Source organism: Pleionea sp. CnH1-48 (assembly GCF_024124665.1).
Taxonomy (GTDB): Bacteria; Pseudomonadota; Gammaproteobacteria; order Enterobacterales; family Kangiellaceae; genus JAMXSB01.
Window position 1 is genome coordinate 1 of record NZ_JAMXSB010000036.1, and the last position, 3,016, is coordinate 3,016.

1 rRNA gene is annotated in these 3,016 nt (G+C 50.9%); it reads left to right on the forward strand.

The features are described from left to right. Positions 1-174 precede the first annotated feature (174 nt). A 23S ribosomal RNA gene (locus tag NH399_RS25235) occupies positions 175-3,016 on the forward strand; the annotation flags it as partial.

A 3,016-nucleotide genomic window follows, 5' to 3' on the forward strand; every position in this document is an offset into this window, starting at 1 on the left:
GAGATATTAGAAGCAAGCTTTTGTTTGGTTCTGATATTTCTATCAGTCGTTCTTTAACAATCTGGAAATGAGTCATACAAGCGCTGAAGGTTATTTGAAACCAACAGTAGTGCGAAAAAGTAAGACGTTCAGTGGTCGTATAGCCTTTTTATAGGAAACTATTTGGGGTTATATGGTCAAGTGAATAAGTGCACACGGTGGATGCCTTGGCGGCAGAAGGCGATGAAAGACGTAGTAGCCTGCGAAAAGCTTCGGGGAGGTGGCAAACAACCTTTGATCCGGAGATGTCTGAATGGGGGAACCCACCTGCCATAAGGCAGGTATCTTACACTGAATTCATAGGTGTAAGAGGCGAACGCGGAGAACTGAAACATCTAAGTACCCGTAGGAAAAGAAATCAACCGAGATTCCCTAAGTAGCGGCGAGCGAACGGGGATTAGCCCAAAAGTTGATTAGGTGTTAGCGGAACAGGTTGGAAAACCTGGCGATAGAGGGTGATAGCCCCGTACGCGAAAGTGCCTAGTGAATGAAACATGAGTAGGTCGGGACACGTGTTATCTTGACTGAATATGGGGGGACCATCCTCCAAGGCTAAATACTCTCTGCCGACCGATAGTGAACCAGTACCGTGAGGGAAAGGCGAAAAGAACCCCTGTGAGGGGAGTGAAATAGAACCTGAAACCGTGTGCATACAAGCAGTGGGAGCATAGTATAGCTATGTGACTGCGTACCTTTTGTATAATGGGTCAGCGACTTACGTCTCAGTAGCAAGCTTAACCGATTAGGGGAGGCGTAGCGAAAGCGAGTCTTAATAGGGCGAATGAGTTGCTGGGAGTAGACCCGAAACCTGGTGATCTAGCCATGGGCAGGTTGAAGGTTGGGTAACACCAACTGGAGGACCGAACACACGTATGTTGAAAAATGCGGTGATGACCTGTGGCTCGGAGTGAAAGGCTAATCAAACCAGGAGATAGCTGGTTCTCCTCGAAAGCTATTTAGGTAGCGCCTCATGTATCACCCTCGGGGGTAGAGCACTGTTTCGGCTAGGGGGCCATCCCGGCTTACCAACCCGATGCAAACTCCGAATACCGAGGAGTGCAATCATGGGAGACACACGGCGGGTGCTAACGTCCGTCGTGGAAAGGGAAACAACCCAGACCGCCAGCTAAGGTCCCAAAGTTATCGCTAAGTGGGAAACGATGTGGGAAGGCTAAAACAGCTAGGAGGTTGGCTTAGAAGCAGCCATCCTTTAAAGAAAGCGTAATAGCTCACTAGTCGAGTCGGCCTGCGCGGAAGATGTAACGGGGCTAAGCGATACACCGAAGCTGCGGATGCGTGCTTGCACGCATGGTAGAGGAGCGTTCTGTAAGCCGTTGAAGGTGAACCGGGAGGTTTGCTGGAGGTATCAGAAGTGCGAATGCTGACATGAGTAACGATAAAGGGGGTGAAAAACCCCCTCGCCGGAAACCCAAGGGTTCCTGTTCGACGCTAATCGGAGCAGGGTGAGTCGGCCCCTAAGGCGAGGCAGAAATGCGTAGTCGATGGGAGACAGGTTAATATTCCTGTACTACTTGTTATTGCGATGGGGTGACGGAGAAGGCTAGGCCAGTCTGGCGTTGGTTGTCCAGATTTAAGGTTGTAGGCAGAGGACTTAGGCAAATCCGGGTCCTTAATGCTGAGAACTGACGACGAGTCTCTACGGAGATGAAGTGGTTGATGCCCTGCTTCCAGGAAAATCCTCTAAGCTTCAGATAACAAGTAACCGTACCCTAAACCAACACAGGTGGGTAGGTAGAGAATACCAAGGCGCTTGAGAGAACTCGGGTGAAGGAACTAGGCAAAATAGTACCGTAACTTCGGGAGAAGGTACGCCGGTTTTGGTGATGGGACTTGCTCCCTAAGCTGAGGCTGGTCGAAGTAACCAGGTGGCTGCGACTGTTTATTAAAAACACAGCACTCTGCAAACACGAAAGTGGACGTATAGGGTGTGACGCCTGCCCGGTGCCGGAAGGTTAATTGATTGGGTTAGATTCGTCGAAGCTCATGATCGAAGCCCCGGTAAACGGCGGCCGTAACTATAACGGTCCTAAGGTAGCGAAATTCCTTGTCGGGTAAGTTCCGACCTGCACGAATGGCGTAACGATGGCCACACTGTCTCCACCCGAGACTCAGTGAAATTGAAATTGCGGTGAAGATGCCGTATACCCGCGGCTAGACGGAAAGACCCCGTGAACCTTTACTACAGCTTCACACTGGACTTAGACATTACTTGTGTAGGATAGCTGGGAGGCTTTGAAGCGTGAACGCCAGTTTGCGTGGAGCCAATCTTGAAATACCAGCCTGGTAATGTTTGAGTTCTAACTCAGTCCCGTTATCCGGGACGAGGACAGTGTGTGGTGGGTAGTTTGACTGGGGCGGTCTCCTCCCAAAGAGTAACGGAGGAGTACGAAGGTACACTAATCACGGTCGGACATCGTGAGGTTAGTATAAAGGTATAAGTGTGCTTGACTGCGAGACAGACACGTCGAGCAGGTGCGAAAGCAGGTCTTAGTGATCCGGTGGTTCTGTATGGAAGGGCCATCGCTCAACGGATAAAAGGTACTCCGGGGATAACAGGCTGATACCGCCCAAGAGTTCATATCGACGGCGGTGTTTGGCACCTCGATGTCGGCTCATCACATCCTGGGGCTGTAGCCGGTCCCAAGGGTATGGCTGTTCGCCATTTAAAGTGGTACGCGAGCTGGGTTTAGAACGTCGTGAGACAGTTCGGTCCCTATCTGCCGTGGGCGTTAGAAATTTGAGGAAAGCTGCTCCTAGTACGAGAGGACCGGAGTGGACGAACCTCTGGTGTTCCGGTTGTTTCGCCAGAAGCATTGCCGGGTAGCTATGTTCGGACAGGATAACCGCTGAAAGCATCTAAGCGGGAAGCCCCTTCCAAGATAAGATTTCTCTGGAGCTTTAAGCTCCCTGAAGAGCCGTTGAAGACTACGACGTTGATAGGCAGGATGTGGAAGTG